The sequence below is a fragment of the Thalassotalea sp. PP2-459 genome, from assembly GCF_001913705.1.
Taxonomy (GTDB): domain Bacteria; phylum Pseudomonadota; class Gammaproteobacteria; order Enterobacterales; family Alteromonadaceae; genus Thalassotalea_C; species Thalassotalea_C hakodatensis.
Window position 1 is genome coordinate 20,964 of sequence record NZ_MKQD01000081.1, and the last position, 14,943, is coordinate 35,906.

General features: G+C 38.8%; 16 protein-coding genes and 2 tRNA genes. 10 read left to right on the forward strand and 8 right to left on the reverse strand.

Translation table 11 applies throughout. The features are described from left to right. The first annotated feature begins 24 nt into the window (after positions 1-24). Both BI291_RS17115 and BI291_RS17120 read left to right on the forward strand, forming a co-directional pair. The gene (locus BI291_RS17115; protein WP_074500487.1) at positions 25-1,026 is read left to right on the forward strand and encodes a hypothetical protein; all 1,002 of its coding nucleotides are present in this window, start codon (positions 25-27) and stop codon (positions 1,024-1,026) included. A 2-nt stretch (positions 1,027-1,028) separates the two neighbouring features. Further along, on the forward strand, positions 1,029-3,053 hold the full coding sequence (locus BI291_RS17120; protein ID WP_074500489.1) for a DUF3488 and transglutaminase-like domain-containing protein: 2,025 nt from the start codon (positions 1,029-1,031) through the stop codon (positions 3,051-3,053). A 55-nt stretch (positions 3,054-3,108) separates the two neighbouring features. On the opposite strand, the gene infA is transcribed toward BI291_RS17120, so the two are convergent. The 5 genes from infA to BI291_RS17145 all read right to left on the reverse strand — a co-directional run bounded on the left by infA (position 3,109) and on the right by BI291_RS17145 (position 6,550). After that, complete coding sequence (infA, locus tag BI291_RS17125) at positions 3,109-3,327, reverse strand: translation initiation factor IF-1 (protein WP_011043571.1); 219 nt, start codon at positions 3,325-3,327, stop codon at positions 3,109-3,111. An 81-nt stretch (positions 3,328-3,408) separates the two neighbouring features. Then, a complete protein-coding gene (locus tag BI291_RS17130) occupies positions 3,409-4,113 on the reverse strand; it encodes an arginyltransferase (protein WP_074500491.1) in 705 nt (234 codons plus the stop codon). A gap of 3 nt (positions 4,114-4,116) precedes the next feature. After that, positions 4,117-4,833 carry a leucyl/phenylalanyl-tRNA--protein transferase gene (aat, locus tag BI291_RS17135; protein WP_074500493.1) on the reverse strand — a complete coding sequence of 239 codons (717 nt, stop codon included), beginning with the start codon at positions 4,831-4,833 and terminating at the stop codon, positions 4,117-4,119. Positions 4,834-4,852: 19 nt separating this feature from the next. Further along, positions 4,853-5,800, reverse strand: a complete 948-nt coding sequence (trxB, locus tag BI291_RS17140) for a thioredoxin-disulfide reductase (RefSeq protein WP_074500495.1) — start codon at positions 5,798-5,800, stop codon at positions 4,853-4,855. A 168-nt stretch (positions 5,801-5,968) separates the two neighbouring features. Next, positions 5,969-6,550, reverse strand: coding sequence for an AAA family ATPase (locus tag BI291_RS17145; RefSeq protein ID WP_074500498.1), 582 nt, complete (start codon positions 6,548-6,550; stop codon positions 5,969-5,971). A gap of 338 nt (positions 6,551-6,888) precedes the next feature. Here BI291_RS17145 and BI291_RS17150 point away from each other — a divergent pair, with 338 nt between their 5' ends. The 4 genes from BI291_RS17150 (at position 6,889) to BI291_RS17165 (ending at position 8,883) form a co-directional block, all read left to right on the forward strand. Then, the gene (locus BI291_RS17150) at positions 6,889-7,329 is read left to right on the forward strand and encodes an SRPBCC domain-containing protein (RefSeq protein ID WP_074500500.1); all 441 of its coding nucleotides are present in this window, start codon (positions 6,889-6,891) and stop codon (positions 7,327-7,329) included. Further along, a complete protein-coding gene (locus BI291_RS17155; protein ID WP_074500503.1) occupies positions 7,330-7,644 on the forward strand; it encodes a helix-turn-helix transcriptional regulator in 315 nt (104 codons plus the stop codon). A gap of 61 nt (positions 7,645-7,705) precedes the next feature. Further along, complete coding sequence (locus tag BI291_RS17160; protein ID WP_074500505.1) at positions 7,706-8,407, forward strand: Sir2 family NAD-dependent protein deacetylase; 702 nt, start codon at positions 7,706-7,708, stop codon at positions 8,405-8,407. A 92-nt stretch (positions 8,408-8,499) separates the two neighbouring features. After that, positions 8,500-8,883 carry a glutathione S-transferase N-terminal domain-containing protein gene (locus BI291_RS17165; RefSeq protein WP_074500508.1) on the forward strand — a complete coding sequence of 128 codons (384 nt, stop codon included), beginning with the start codon at positions 8,500-8,502 and terminating at the stop codon, positions 8,881-8,883. Here BI291_RS17165 and BI291_RS17170 read toward each other — a convergent pair. Beyond that, positions 8,870-9,298: a GNAT family N-acetyltransferase gene (locus BI291_RS17170; protein WP_175573147.1), complete on the reverse strand. Its 429-nt coding sequence runs from the start codon at positions 9,296-9,298 to the stop codon at positions 8,870-8,872. The genes BI291_RS17165 and BI291_RS17170 overlap by 14 nt on opposite strands. Positions 9,299-9,429: 131 nt before the next feature. Beyond that, complete coding sequence (metG, locus tag BI291_RS17175) at positions 9,430-11,466, reverse strand: methionine--tRNA ligase (RefSeq protein ID WP_074500513.1); 2,037 nt, start codon at positions 11,464-11,466, stop codon at positions 9,430-9,432. A gap of 156 nt (positions 11,467-11,622) precedes the next feature. Between metG and apbC the strand changes: the two genes are divergently transcribed. Continuing rightward, positions 11,623-12,720: an iron-sulfur cluster carrier protein ApbC gene (apbC, locus tag BI291_RS17180; protein WP_074500516.1), complete on the forward strand. Its 1,098-nt coding sequence runs from the start codon at positions 11,623-11,625 to the stop codon at positions 12,718-12,720. Positions 12,721-12,843: 123 nt separating this feature from the next. After that, a complete protein-coding gene (gene dcd, locus BI291_RS17185; protein ID WP_074500518.1) occupies positions 12,844-13,440 on the forward strand; it encodes a dCTP deaminase in 597 nt (198 codons plus the stop codon). Between the two features lie 8 nt (positions 13,441-13,448). Here the strand turns inward: dcd and yvcK are convergent, their stop codons facing one another. After that, positions 13,449-14,363, reverse strand: coding sequence for a uridine diphosphate-N-acetylglucosamine-binding protein YvcK (gene yvcK, locus BI291_RS17190; protein WP_074500521.1), 915 nt, complete (start codon positions 14,361-14,363; stop codon positions 13,449-13,451). Positions 14,364-14,704: 341 nt separating this feature from the next. On the opposite strand from yvcK, the gene BI291_RS17195 reads away from it, so the two are divergent. Both BI291_RS17195 and BI291_RS17200 read left to right on the forward strand, forming a co-directional pair. Next, positions 14,705-14,780: transfer RNA gene (locus tag BI291_RS17195), tRNA-Ala, on the forward strand. A 69-nt stretch (positions 14,781-14,849) separates the two neighbouring features. Next, positions 14,850-14,925: transfer RNA gene (locus tag BI291_RS17200), tRNA-Glu, on the forward strand. Positions 14,926-14,943: the final 18 nt, after the last annotated feature.

A 14,943-nucleotide genomic window follows, 5' to 3' on the forward strand; every position in this document is an offset into this window, starting at 1 on the left:
TTTAGTTCGATAAAAATATCAATAATGAAACGTTTCACTGCGTTTGTTGATAAAAGGCTACCTGAACATGCTCGACATGTACTAACACATAGAACAATTTATATTTTACCAACCGGTTTTGGTTGCTGTTTTTTAGGCTTTATTTTATTACTGTTTGTTTTAGGTACAAACTATCAGAATAACCTTATTTTGTTTGTTAGCTATTTGTTATCAAGTGCATTTATTATTGCCATGCTTTACAGTTTTCATAACCTGTTAGGCATCGTAGTATCATGTCAGGGGGAATACTTTGTTCAGACTGAACAAGAACTTAAACTTGAAATTGATATAAAAAGTTCTCGTGAAATTTATCATGTTTTTTATGGATTTGAACAACAAAATCGCCAGTTTACTCACGTTGCTGGAAGCAAAAATTCATTAAAAGCAATATTGTTATTTAATCATCGAGGTGTGAAAAAAGTCGGTCGTTTTACCCTATTAAGTGAATTTCCGTTAGGCCTATTTAAAACATGGACATACGTGAGGTTTCCTCTATCTGTTGTGGTGTATCCGCACCCTATAGCTTGTCAACTTGTTGAATTAACTAATGTTACGGTTCAAGATGATCTAGGCCTTACCGCCCAACCATTATTCGAAGGTGATGACTTTTATGCGCTTGCGCCGTATCAACAAGGTTGGCCATTAACGCGAGTGGCATGGAAAAACGTAGCGAAAGGGCAAGCATGGCAAATTAAGCAAACAGCTCACTATGTACGTTATGATCGTCATGTATTGCGTTTGGCCGACATGCCAGGTCGTGATCTTGAAACACAATTAAAGCAACTATGCTATTTGGTGCTTGATTTAAGCTATGGGCAGCAACCCTTCTCATTGGCGTTAGACCATCAAATGATCGCTGAATCGCAAGGCGAGAAACATAGCCAACAATGTTTACGTTTAATTGCTCAATATGGTACTGATCAAGATAGTAAAACGCATTCCTCTATTGACGATAAAGAGTTACATCGTCACACGATAGGTTGCTAAACATGTTTTCGAAAGATAACAAAAAACAGATGCCGGTGTTTGCAACGAATTGGTTACTTTTGTTACCTGTATTGAATTTATCGTTGTTACTGACTGAATTATCACAATGGTTCATTGCGATGGCGTTAATAACGTTGTTGTGGCAGTGGGCCATTCATCGCAACATTATGGCTATTGGCAAAGGTTGGATCAAAGTTATTATTGCCATCGCCGGTTGTGTATTATTAGTAATGACAGGTAAAGCCATTGGCTTACTTTCTGCTATGTTGCATCTATTGTGCCTTTCCTACTTATTAAAACCTTTAGAATTAAAGAAACGCTATGACATATACCAATGGTTTTTAATTGGCTTGTTATTGATGTGTTGCTCATTAATTTTTCAGCAATCCATTTACTTTTCCTTACTGGTGCTGGTTTTTTTTATAGCCAACCTTATGTTTTTAAATAGTTTATTTAGCCCGTTATCGTCGGTTAATAAGCAGATGAAGTTTTCACTAAAGTTAGTGGTGCAAAGCTTGCCATTAGCGGTGTTGTTATTTGTAATATTTCCTAAAATTCCTCCTTTTTGGCAAGTACCACAATCAAAAGGCGTTGAAACTGGCTTGAATGATTCATTGAAAATAGGGGATATCGCAAAGCTAGCATTATCTAATGACTTAGCGTTCAGGGTTGAGTTTTCAACTGATGTGCCAGATTATCAACAGCTGTATTGGCGCGCTATAGTGTTAGATACCTTCGATGATCAACAATGGAATAGAAAATACCAACAAGTAGCGAATATTAAGCAATATCAACAAGTGCCTAGAAAGCGTTTGAAATACTCAGGTGAAGATCAACTTGTCACGTATCAAGTGATATTAACGCCAAGTTTTCAGCCCTGGTTATTTTTATTAGATGTGGGACAGTTGAATCGCAACCGCGACACAGAACACCTTGCTACCTTACGTGATTATTCCGTGTATTCACCGCGCAAAATAACGCGGCCAATATCATACCAAGTAACGAGTAACTTAACTCAACCTTTAACATTGTACCAAAATGCATCGGTGCTTCAGCGTAATTTACGCATTGATAGCAATAGTAACCCTAAGCTCTTTAAGTTCGGGCAAACGTTAAAAGAAAATGCATTAAATGCGCAAAACATTATTGATTCTACACTTAAACACTATCGAAATAACCCTTTTAGATACACATTAGAGCCGCCTTTATTAACCAATAATTCATTAGATGAATTCTTTTTTAACACCCAAGCGGGCTTTTGTGAGCATTATGCGAGTAGCTTTACCTATTTGATGCGTGCGGCAGGTATACCGGCTAGGGTGGTTTTAGGGTATTTAGGAGGGGAGTTAAATAAACAAGGCGGATATTTTAGTGTGTATCAACGTGATGCCCATGCATGGAGTGAGGTTTGGTTAGACGGTAAAGGTTGGGTTAGAGTTGACCCAACCGCAGCAGTAGATCCTAGCAGAGTAGAGCAAGGCTTTTCGTCACAGTTATTAAAAGAACGTGACCAATTAGCGGGTTTTGATATGTCGACATGGTTACAAGCAGGTCTCTTGCAAACGGTACAGTTATATTTAGACACCATTGACTATCAATGGACAAAGTTTGTGATTAATTATTCAACTGAGCAGCAACTTAAGCTTTTAAAAGCATGGTTTGGTCAACACGTCACCCTCAAAGTAGTTGTTGTGTTATTGGTAGCCTTATCATTGATTGTCGCCTTGTTTTTTCTTACGCGTTGGTTAAGAAGGTTAACCGAGAAGGTGAATTCACCAGCTTTAAGAGTTTATAAAGCTGCCTGTCAACATATTGAAAAAATGGGTGTAACGCGCAACCTTCAAGAAACTGACCAGCAATATATTTCACGAGTTAAAAAGGTAAGCGTCGTTGCTTCAGTTGAACTAGCTGCTATTCTCACTTTATATAACCAATATGTTTACGCCAATAAAAGACACAGTAGTATCATCAATGCGTTAAAGAAACGTTTAACAAAATTGAAAAAGTGTAAGAAAGCGGGAGTTTGATAGATAAAAATAAAGCCCCATGAAGGAGCTTTATAAACATTCTTTTGTGGTAAATTTATCGAGCACGGAAAATAATACGGCCTTTCGATAAGTCGTACGGTGTTAATTCCACGGTAACTTTATCGCCAGTTAAAATACGGATGTAGTTCTTACGCATTTTGCCTGAAATGTGAGCTGTAACTACGTGTCCATTTTCTAATTCAACACGGAACATAGTGTTTGGTAAGGTATCTAAAACCGTACCTTGCATTTCAATATTTTCTTCTTTCGCCATTGGGCGTTAAACCTCTAATTTGTGCATTGATAAAAAAGCTGCGCAGATCATGCACAAATGTTCCGCTAAAGTAAAGCTATACTATGATTTATTTATCGTTTGCCAACGATTATTTCGTAATATCTGGTGTGGAAAGTAGCGATTTTTGTAATTCATTTTTTGACAGTCATCAATTTGATAGCCGAGATACAAATAAGGCTTCTTGTATGTCTTTGCAACTTGCACTTGGTTTAATATGGAAAAATTACCAATGCCCGATGCGCGGTATTTTGGGTGATAGAATGTATAAACTGCTGATAACCCATCAACTAATACATCAGTAACGGCAACGCTTACCAGCGTATCGTCATGCCAAAGCTCAATGAATAATTGCTGACATAACTGTGATGATAGAAACGATTCAAACTGTGATTTACTTGGCGGGAACATCGCACCGTCATAATGAATTTCGTTAATGTATTTTTCATAGAGTGGGTAGTAAAAGTCTTGTAACTTATGATTAATAACCACTTCGAGATGTTTATTTTTTTTCAGCAGTCGCTTTTGGCTTTTTGTTGGTGTGAATTCTGCGGTAACCACACGTAGCGATTGACAGGCATTGCAATGTTCACAATAGGGTCGGTAAATTTGATCGCCACTACGGCGAAAACCTTGATGCATAAGCCAAGTGTATTTATCACTGGTTTGCAATCGTTCGTCAACAGCAATCAGCAATCGTTCTTCTTGTTCAGGTAAGTAATTACAAGGAAATGCTTGGCTTACCCCAAGTTGGTAACTAGTATTCATAAATTACAGTATAGACAAGGAAATTGTTCTTGGTTGCCAAAAATCTTTCGTTACTTTGCGTTGTTTTTCAATTGATTGTTGTTGTAAAAAAGAAGCGCGTGATACTTCTATACAGCCCATGTCGGCTAAAAAGGGATTCAATAATTGGCAGTCGATAAAAGCAACGTTATGAGCAGTAAGCAGTTGAGCTAACGCCACAAGTGCGACCTTAGACGCATTGCTCTTGGTATAAAACATCGATTCACCAGAAAAGTATCCACCTATGGCAACACCATACAAACCGCCTACCAGTTCATCTTCTTGCCAAACTTCTATTGAATGAGCGTCACCTTGTTGATGTAAGTTGATATATCCTTGCTTCATTTCCTCGACAATCCAGGTTTCATCATCACGAAATGGCGCATCGGCACAAAAATCAATGACTTCTTCAAACGCGCGGTTAACGGTCACGGTGTAAGGACATTTTTTGATAAACTTTCTTAATGTGCGATTAATATTTAGGTGAGCAATTGGAATGATGGCTCTCGGGTTAGGTGACCACCATAAAATAGGATCAGCTTCACTGAACCAAGGAAATATACCAGCACTGTATGCACTTAACAGCCTTTGTGGGCTTAAATCTCCCCCTATTGCTAGCAAACCGTTAGGATCATGCAAAGCGTTTTCTGGGGGAGGGAATGAGAAGCTTCCTAACTCAAGCCATGGAATAGCCTCTGACATAAAATCAAATAACCGTTGGTTATTTCGCGTCTAAATAACGTTCAGCGTCAAGTGCAGCCATACAACCCGCACCCGCTGATGTAATCGCCTGACGGTAGATGTGATCTGCTACATCACCAGCGGCAAACACACCTTCGATACTGGTTTGTGTTGCATTTCCAGCCGTTCCACTATTAATGGTTAAGTAACCATCTTTCATGTCTAACTGGCCTTTAAAAATATCGGTGTTTGGTTTGTGGCCAATCGCGATAAAAACACCTGAAAGATCGAACACTTCGGTGGCATCTGAGGCAGTATCTTTAATACGCACGCCTGTCACACCCATTTGGTCACCTAATACTTCATCTAATGTACGGTTTACATGTAGAGTAATGTTACCGTTTTTCACTTTTTCCATTAAACGATCCGTTAATATTTTTTCTGAACGGAAAGTATCACGACGGTGAATTAAATGTACTTCTGATGCGATGTTTGACAAGTATAGCGCTTCTTCAACCGCTGTATTACCACCGCCAACAACTGCAACTTTCTGGTTTTTATAGAAAAACCCGTCACAGGTTGCACAGGCAGAAACACCTTTACCCATGAAAGCTTCTTCAGAAGGTAAACCAAGGTATTGTGCAGAAGCACCGGTACAAATGATTAATGCATCACAGGTATATTCGCTGCTGCCCGATAATTTAAATGGGCGAGAGTTAAGGTCGACTGATTCAATATGATCAAAGATAATTTCAGTATCAAATTTTTCAGCATGCTTTTGCATACGTTCCATTAATGCTGGGCCTGTTAAATCATCAGCGTCACCAGGCCAGTTTTCAACATCAGTTGTTGTGGTTAATTGACCGCCTTGTTGCATGCCTGTGATCATCACAGGGTTTAAATTTGCACGCGCAGCATATACAGCAGCAGTGTAACCAGCAGGGCCTGAACCCAAAATGAGTAATGGGCAATGTCTTGCTTCGCTCATGAAAAACTCCAAATTAATTTAATGCGAATTGCTTTATAGTTGGGATTCTAAGGAAATATCTCAAGATGGTAAAATAACTTTTTAATAATTTATTTTTAACTTTTGTCTAATTTGCACGAAATTGTGTACATCATTTTCATTAATACCAGCTGTTAATTTAATAAAACACTAATAGTGCTTATATTGGCCGATTACATTTTCAATGGTCATAATGCCAAACATGACTTTTCGAATAAAAGATTCGGAGCTACCCACTAAGTTAAAGTTAGGATGCTGTGACCAAATAGCTTGTAATTTGCTGTCAAGATCGATAGCAGCTTGTTCAGATTCATTTCTTACTGGGTTATTGCTTCGAATACTTTCCCCTGACTTTGCTGCTGTTTCAAAAAATATTACCGCATCATAACGAGAAAACTCTTGGTCTAACGTAGTGTTCATTTGGGCGAAAAAATCTTGTTCGCCATCTGGCCAATATGCGAGTCCGTCAAGGCTGCCCCTATCACATAAAATAACACATTCTGGGAAAGTTGCTCTTTGTATATCTTCCAGCTGTTTTTGTAAGGTAAAAATCGCCGTTTGTTGATTGCGTAAAACGTTGTCATTTAAAGCGCGTTCAATACCGCCGCTAAACATCATGGTTGCGGCTTCAGGTACTGCAGCAATTTTACCGTTGAATTCTCTACGAATAAGGTCGAGAGCCGTGGTTTTTCCTCCGCCAGGCCCCCCTGTTAAGACTATCCGTTTTTTCATTGGCTTGGTTCCTTAATGATTGCTTTAAACCTATTGTTAATATTTGCAAGGTTGTCCGCTTCTAACAATCTGATAAACAATATGTTATTAAAATGGTTACTTCAAATAGTTTTGCCTTGTATCGAAGCTTGGGTTGACTGAAGTTCATAGTAATAGTCGGCTGTTTTACCCCTTCGAGCCTAAAGTTAAACGAAAACAATAGGCTATTTAACGTTTGTATTTATCTTATGTTTTTCAAATTGATTCTAAAACACAAATAAGCAACCATTTGGTTGCTTATTTGTGTTTGATCTGTTTTACTTAAGACGAATCATTGTACAAGTGCTAAGGAAAAAATAATGAAAAATACAATTAAACGTGAAATTATTGTTAATGCGACTCAAGAGAAAATTTATCACGCCATTGCAGAGCCAGAACAAGTAATAGCCTGGTTTCCGGATAAATTAACCGGTAATTACCGCGCTGGAGAACAAGCTATTTTTGATTTCTCTGAATGCGGTCAAAGTGCTCTCTATATTACGCAGGCTGATCCTTGTTCTTATTTTGCTTTTCGGTGGGTACCAGGAGAGAGTAATTTTGTCGGTGATGTATTAAGTGTACCTAATACCTTGGTGGAATTTCATATTCAAGAGCAAGAAGATGGTGTATGCAAAGTGATACTCACTGAATCTGGCTTTGACGAGTTACCTGTGGAACTTATTGAAAAATTTGTTAAACAAAACACAAAAGGATGGGAGCATATGATTGACAGATTAGTAAGCTACGTAGAAACTGCTTAAATGAATGAAGCAAATATTTATAAAGCGTTGGGTGACTCAACACGGCTAGAGATGATCAAGCGTCTTGCCAATGGTGAAAACTACACAATAGGTGAACTTTCAACAGATCTTGGTATTACACGGCAAGGGGCTAGAAAACAACTTCAAGTGCTGGTATCAGCCCACCTTGTTAGGCTTACACCGCAAGGACGTGAAACACAAGTGAACTTAGAATTGTCAACTTTAACAACCGCTAAGCAGTTTATTGCAACAATAGAGCAGCAGTGGGATCAACGCTTAGCTGCATTAAAAAACTTTGCAGAGAGTAAATCTTAACATTAGCTGTGTTTGGCAATACAATTTATGCTTTAAACTTGAGTTTGGTCGTAACGCTATAATGAAACAGAGTCGTAAAAAGGTTGTACTGCTTAGTGGTGCCGGTATGAGTGCAGAAAGTGGCATTAATACCTTTCGTGATGCGGATGGTTTATGGGAAGGCCACGATGCTATGTCTGTTGCCAGTATTGAAGGCTGGAATCAAAACCAATCATTAGTGCTTGATTTCTATAACCAAAGGCGTAAGCAACTAAAAGAAGTATTGCCTAATGATGGGCATATAGCACTTGCTAAAGCACAGCAGGCGGCTGATATTTCCATTATTACGCAAAATGTAGATGACCTTCACGAGAGAGCTGGCAGTGAGCATGTTATACATTTGCATGGTGAGTTAAAAAAAGCCCAAAGTACTTTGTATCCTGAGTATATATGCTCATGGGTGGATGATATTAAACTTGGCGATGCTTGTCCTCAAGGTGCTCAATTACGGCCTTTTATTGTATGGTTTGGCGAAGATGTTCCGATGTTGAATCAAGCGATTTCTCAGGTTGCTGCTGCTGATATCGTGATTGTTGTGGGTACTTCGATGCAAGTATACCCAGCAGCAAATTTAGTGAGCTTTGCCCCCGAGAAAGCTGAGATTTTCTACCTTGATCCTAAACCACAACTTAATAATGCTTTAAAAGCGCGAGAAAATCTTACCGTTATTGAGCAAACAGCGGCCGTAGGTTTACCAACATTATTAGCGACCATATTGCAATAACAAAAAGGGAGCTAATCGGCTCAAGTTTGTTGTTTATGGGCGTAGCTGATAGAATGCGCGCCTTTAAAATCAAACCAAAGGTTTTGCTATAGATGTTTATTTTACGATGGGTTATTGGCCGTATTATTTTATTTTTTGACTTTGTTTTTTCTCCGCGTTCGCCAAAGCTTACTTCGGCACAAAAGGCTGATATTGCACAGGCAACTGAAAATATGAGCCTTTATCAATTACCTGCTTGCCCATTTTGCGTTAAAGTTCGCCGTGCGATGAAACGTAACGGCATTGCCTTACCGCTACAGAATATAAATAAATCAGACGAAGCAAATCAAGCATTAATTGAACAAGGCGGTAAGCGTAAAGTACCTTGTTTACGGATTGAGCATGACAATAATTCGGTTGAATGGTTGTATGAATCAAATGATATCATTAATTACTTAACTAACCGTGTAAATAGCTCAGTTGTTAACGCTGAATAAACACCTGTAATAATGGTTGTTTTTGTTGGTAAATACGAAAGCGTGTTATCAACAGTTGATTAAGATGTTGCTCGATTTGTTGATTTAGCAGCATCGAAAACCCGGCCCTTCGATATAGATCCTTTAAGGACCTACTTGCAAAACACACGACAGTGTCGTGATTATGTACACAATGTTTAATAAGGTTCTTTGCTAGACCTTTGTTTCTGTGCTCAGTTGAAACAACCAATCCATGCAGCAAAGCTTGCTGATTCTGTTGAACGAGTTGAGAAACAATGACCGCAGCAATAATCTCACTGTGCTTATTTTTAATGGTATAACACGTATCATATCCCATTAAACTCGCCGAATAACCTTGGGCTTTATAAAACCTATATAGCATTTTTTTATCGGTTTTATCTAGTTTGTGGATCATGCTGTTAGTTGCTAAATTAGCAGTTGTTTTCATATAGGGTTAAATTGTTTACTTGTAAACGATATTAACGAAAAAGGCGCTCGATGAGCGCCTAGTGTTTCTTCATGTATGTTAGCTCAACGAAGGTAAGCTTACTTAACACGCATGCCAGGTTGAGCACCATCTTCTGGGTTTAATATCCACAGGTCCTTACCCCCTGGGCCAGCAGCTAAGACCATGCCTTCTGACATGCCAAAACGCATTTTACGCGGTGCTAAATTAGCGACCATAACGGTAAGCTTACCCTCTAAATCTTCAGGTTGATATGCTGATTTTATACCAGCAAAGACTTGGCGGGTTTCGTTGCCATCATTATCGAGCGCTAATTCTAAACGTAAGAGTTTATCAGCTTTTTCAACGTGCTCAGCTTTCACTATTCTTGCAATACGTAAGTCAATTTTTGCAAAGTCATCAAACTGTATCTCGGGTGAAAGAGGATCGTCAGCAATTGGACCAGTAACAACAGGTTTTGTTTCAGTTAGGTTTTCTTTTGATGCGGCTACCATTGCTTCTACTTTATCCATATCAACTCTTTGTAATAAGGCTTTGAACTTATTGATCTTATGGTTGGTTAACAATGACTGATGCCCATGCCATAAGAGTTCATCATTTAAAAATGCTTCAGTGCTTTCTGCAAGCTTTGGTAACACTGGTTTTAAATAAATCATCAGTGTTCGGAATAGGTTGATGCCTAGAGAACAAACATCGTGTACTGCTTGTTGTTTGCTTTCATCTTTTATCAACACCCACGGTTCTTTTACCGCGATATATTCGTTAACTTTATCAGCCAATGCCATGATTTCACGCATTGCTTTAGCAAACTCTCTGTTTTCGTAAAGCTCTGCCAGTCTATCACCTGCTGAGGTTACTTCATCTGCTAACGCTTGATCGTCAACATTTGCTGATAACATACCATCAAAACGTTTGGTGATAAAACTTGCACAGCGTGATGCAATGTTGACAACTTTACCAACAAGATCTGAATTTACCCGTTGTGCAAAGTCTTCTAAATTAAGATCTAAATCGTCAATACGGTTGGTTAATTTAGCGGCATAGTAATAGCGTAAATACTCTGGATTTAAATGTTCTAAAAACGTACGGCCTTTAATAAACGTACCCTTTGATTTAGACATTTTTGCGCCATTAACCGTGACAAAACCATGAGCAAAAACAGAAGTGGGTTTACGGTAACCGGAACCTTCAAGCATTGCTGGCCAAAATAAACTGTGGAAATAGATAATGTCTTTACCAATAAAGTGATAAAGCTCAGCTTCTGAATCTTCTCGCCAGTATGCGTTAAAATCGATGTTTTCTTTATCACATAAATTCTTAAAGCTACCCATATAACCGATAGGTGCGTCTAACCATACATAAAAGAATTTTCCTGGGGCATTTGGAATTTCAAAGCCAAAATAGGGGGAATCACGACTGATATCCCATTGCTGTAAACCTTGCTCAAACCATTCGTTGAGTTTGTTCGCCATTTCTTCTTGTAAAGAGCCGCCAGTTGTCCAATCTTTTAGCATTTTTTCAAACGCAGGCAAGTCAAAGAAAAAATGTTCTGAGTCTTTTAAAATCGGGGTTGCACCAGACACAACAGAACGTGGGTTAATTACCTCAGTAGGTGAGTAAGTAGCGCCGCAACTATCACAACTATCGCCATTTTCATCTTCACTTTTACAGGTAGGGCAGGTGCCTTTAACGAAACGATCAGGTAAAAACATGCCTTTTTCAGGATCATACAACTGTGAAATCGTGCGTGATTTAATATAACCGCTTTCATTTAGCTTATTATAAATCTCACTGGCAAACGCTCGATTTTCGTCGCTATGCGTTGAGTGGTAGTTATCAAAACTGATCATGAAATCACTAAAATCAGCCATATGCTCTTCACGGACACCCGCGATCATTTCTTCAGGGCTAACGCCAAGTTCCTGTGATTTTAACATTATTGGCGTACCGTGAGCATCATCAGCACATACGAAATATGTTTCGTGACCACGCATTCGTTGGAAACGAACCCAGATATCGGTTTGAATATGTTCTAATAAGTGTCCTAAATGGATTGAACCATTCGCGTACGGTAAAGCACAAGTAACAAGAATTTTGCGTTTATTTGGTGATTGCATATAGATTTCTAACTGAATTTAATTGTGACTAAAATTAGGTGGTAATTAAGGAAGGAATGGTACAGAATTTAATTGAATTTATCATTAACTAATATCGACAAATCTTGTATTTGTGAGATTTTCTTTCTTAAAACATAACAAAACGATAGTCTGATCATGTTTTCATCTTTATTTGGTTCGTCTGTACCTACTGAAACACGCGATAAAATCACTGAGTTTTTCAATCAATACCAAGAAGGTATATTCCCCGACGGCATTGCTAAATGTTGTAAAATCACAGAAATAGTCAAGGTTAAAAAAGACATAGTTGTTTCTATTGAAGTACCTTTTGCTTGTGATAGTGCGTTAGATTGTTTCGCATCTGCTTTACTTGAACAAACGCATATTTCAATTTTGGTGAATAGCCAATTAAAAGTGCAAATGATAAAACGCCATAACATTCAAGGTATCAAAAATATTATTGCTATTGCTTCGGGTAAAGGAGGTGTAGGTAAGTCTACTACTACAGTCAATTTAGCCTACGCTTTAGCCGCAGAAGGTGCGTCAGTCGGTATACTTGATGCAGATATTTATGGCCCATCAATACCGAAAATGTTGGGTTTAGAAGGGCAACCTGTCACTTCTCCAGATGGAAAAAAAATGTTACCACTAGAAACAAATGATATTGCCGCAATGTCGATAGGTTTTCTGGTTGAAGAAAAAGATGCCACCGTATGGCGAGGCCCAATGGCAAGCAGGGCGTTTAATCAGTTGTTGAATGAAACTGCTTGGCAAGATATTGACTATTTATTGATTGATATGCCACCGGGTACGGGGGATATTCAATTAACCCTTGCCCAACAAGTACCTGTAGCCGCATCAATTATTATTACAACACCACAAGATATTGCCTTAGCAGACGCTGTGAAGGGGATTGAAATGTTCAAAAAAGTGGATGTACCTGTACTTGGTATTATTGAGAATATGAGTTACCACATTTGCCAACACTGCGGTGAAAAATCACAACTATTTGGCCATGGTGGCGGTACAATACTTAGCGATGAATTTTCCACACCCTTATTGGGACAGTTACCGTTAAATATCGATATTTGCCAATATGCAGATAATGGGAAATCACCATTAATTGAAAATAGCACTAGTGATATTGCGCAACAATACCGTAGAATAGCGGGCAACATTGCTGCTGAGCTTTACAAACAAAAATCAGAACAAAGTCCTGACAGCACCGAGTTATTTGTTAAACAAGTAGAATAGTTTTTACCTCGTTTTGTTTAATTCGTCATGGTTCAGACTGTTTGCCTTTTTAACGGTAAATCATCAAAAAGTCGTTAGAAATAACATCATTGCAATTATTGAAAAAATAAGAAAGATAGCCCTATGAGATTGTGCGATAAAGATATTCAAGAATTACTAAAACAAGAAAGCATTATAATTTCTCCAATGCCAGATGAAAGTATGATATCAGGGGTGAGTGTTGATATTCGTTTAGGCAATGAGTTTCGTGTTTTTCAAGACCATACTGCCCCTTATATAGATTTAAGCGGACAGAAAGAATCGGTGCAAAAAGCAATGAATTCAGTGATGAGTGATGAAATTGTTATTCCTGATGGTGAAGCATTCTTTTTACACCCTGGTGAACTAGCATTAGCCGTAACGTATGAGTCGGTAACATTACCTGATAATATAGTCGGCTGGCTCGATGGCCGTTCTTCGTTAGCGCGCTTAGGTTTAATGGTACATGTTACGGCACATCGCATTGATCCAGGTTGGTCAGGGCAAATTGTTTTAGAATTTTACAATAGTGGTAAGTTACCGCTTGCGTTGCGGCCTAAAATGAAAATAGCCGCACTTAATTTTGAAACCATGTCAGGTGCTGCACTTCGTCCCTACAATAAGCGTAATGATGCCAAATATAAGGGGCAAATGGGAGCTGTAGCTAGTAGGATCAGTGAAGACGATAACTCAGCTAAATAATCGCTGAGTTAAGAATTTACCACTTGTGTCAGCGTTGTTTCGCCTGATATATCAATGCACTGTTGCAGCGCGTTAAGTAATTTATCTTTATCATGGTAATGAGCCACAGTTGTTGAAGCTAATTGGCAATTAACTACTGGCAGTAAAGAGGAAGTAACGCCATCAGGCGCAATAACGCTATCAACCGGCATACAACCGATGTTATCGGCTAACCAATCTAGTTTTTCATCGAGTGTTACTTTTCCCGCAGGGCTTGCTTCTGCCACAATATTTTCAACAAAAACACAGTGCGCTTTACTTTTGTTGATTGCGTTAACGATATCACGCACCAATAACGGCGGAACCACGCTTGTTAAAAAGCTGCCAGGGCCTAAAATAATTAAATCTGCGTCTTCAAGTGCTTTTCTTGCACTACTTAATGTTTTAACCAGAGGAGCCAACATAAGGCTTTTTGGCATGACTGGCATATCATCAACCGAAAGTTCACCAACACGACATCGGCCTTCAGGATAAAATGCCATTAAATCAGTAGGCGTTTCAGACATAGGCAAAACAGGGGTTTTTACTCTTAACAAGCGTCTTACGAGTTTAATAGAGTCTAATGGTCTAGATTGAATTTGACCCAGACCAAACAAGATCAAGTTACCTAAATTATGGCCACCGAGCTCGTCTTGGCCATCAAAGCGAAAGTTAAACAGTTGGCTGCCAATAGAATCTTCATCGACCAACTGTGTTAAGCAATTACGTAGATCTCCCCACGCTATCGAACTGCTGCGTTTACGTAATCTACCAGTAGAGCCGCCATTATCTGTTGTTGTGACAATACCAGTAAGATTTTTCTCTAGAAAAGATAAACAAGAGAGCACACGACCAAGACCGTGACCACCTCCAATCGCAACAACTTTAGCATTTTTTAGTAGCATGAAAGATTCTAATATTTTACCTGAGCCCCTACCATAGCTATTTTTCCGAGAAAAATAAAGTCAGCTGCTTTGTAGACAGACATTTATTTTAGCTTTGAGGTTAATAAAGTATTTATTCATTATGAAAATATCGTCATTAAACTGTTGAATATATAAAAAATAGTCAAGTTGATGCTTATCTAGCCACTTAAACGCAAATCAGTAAAAAAATAGCGTAAACACTAAATTAAAGGTTGACAGTTAATAGGGGGCTGCCTAAAATGCGCCTCGCTTTCAACGAGTAGAACTCTACACGTTGATGTCTATAATATAAGCACTAGGCCGTTTATATTCTAGCTAGCGGGGCTATAGCTCAGCTGGGAGAGCGCTTCGCTGGCAGCGAAGAGGTCTGCGGTTCGATCCCGCATAGCTCCACCAAAATTTAAGTGTTAGGTAACTTGTTACCTGGCGCTGAAAAAGAAAAGTAAAGCTTTTCAATAATTCAGCGTCCCTATCGTCTAGAGGCCTAGGACACCGCCCTTTCACGGCGGTAACAGGGGTTCGAATCCCCTTAGGGATGCCACATTTAACTATGACTGTA